Source organism: Curtobacterium sp. MCBA15_005 (assembly GCF_001864855.1).
GTDB classification, from domain to species: domain Bacteria; phylum Actinomycetota; class Actinomycetes; order Actinomycetales; family Microbacteriaceae; genus Curtobacterium; species Curtobacterium flaccumfaciens.
In genome coordinates this window covers 1-405 of the sequence record NZ_MJGL01000061.1, presented here as the reverse complement: position 1 = coordinate 405, position 405 = coordinate 1, and the positions used below count along the sequence as shown (strand labels likewise).

Below are 405 nucleotides of genomic sequence, written 5' to 3'. Positions count from 1 at the left end.
CGCAGCTCGACCGGTTCCTGATGAAGCTGACCCTCGACATCCCGCCGCGCGACGTCGAGTGGCAGGTGCTCCGGCGTCACGCCGACGGCTTCGTGCCGCGCGACGTCCGGTCGGCCGGCATCACCCCGGTGGTCGGCGTCGACGAGGTGGTCCGTGCGCAGCGTGCCGTGCGCGCCGTCGGTGCCCGCGACGACGTGCTCGCCTACATCGTCGACCTCGCCCGGGCCACCCGGCAGGCACCGTCCGTCCGTGTCGGTGTCAGCCCCCGCGGTGCGACGGCACTGCTCGCGGCCGCCAAGGCCTGGGCCTGGCTCACCGGCTACGACGCGATCACCCCGGACCACGTGCAGGCCATGACCCTGCCGGTCTGGCGGCACCGCCTGCGGGTCGCCGCCGACGCCGAGC

At 75.1% G+C, this 405-nt stretch carries 1 protein-coding gene; it reads left to right on the top strand.

The window, feature by feature from the left end; translation table 11 throughout:
* On the top strand, nt 1–405 hold a 405-nt coding region (locus tag BIU89_RS15320), incomplete at both ends, for an AAA family ATPase (protein ID WP_217642839.1).